At 74.1% G+C, this 348-nt stretch carries 1 protein-coding gene; it reads right to left on the reverse strand.

What is annotated here, in order from left to right:
- A partial coding sequence (locus HT134_RS44360; RefSeq protein ID WP_175606511.1) for an alcohol dehydrogenase catalytic domain-containing protein occupies positions 1 to 271 on the reverse strand: 271 nt, incomplete at its 3' end.
- Between the last annotated feature and the right edge of the window lie 77 nt (positions 272 to 348).

Here is a 348-nt window from a genome sequence, read left to right on the forward strand (position 1 = left end):
ACGCCGGGCGCCAGCTGATGAGGACGGGGTCGCCCGGCTGGACGGAGGTGACGTGGTCGCCGACCTCCAGCACCTCGCCCGCGCCCTCGTGCCCGGGGACGAGCGGCACGGGGTGGGGCAGCACGCCGGACATGGCCGACAGGTCCGAGTGGCAGACGCCGGTGGCCCTGACCCGGACCCGTACCTCGGTGGGACCGACGGGGGCCAGCGCGACGTCGTCACGGATGTCGAGCTTGTCGTCGCCTACGGCGTGCAGGAGCGCGGCGCGCATGGGGGGTTCCTCCTCGGGGCGGTCCTGGCGGAACGGGCTGTCCTGGCGGAACGGCTATTCCTCCAGGGAGAGTGCGG

The organism is Nonomuraea rhodomycinica (assembly GCF_013363995.1).
In the GTDB taxonomy this organism is placed as follows: Bacteria; Actinomycetota; Actinomycetes; order Streptosporangiales; family Streptosporangiaceae; genus Nonomuraea; species Nonomuraea rhodomycinica.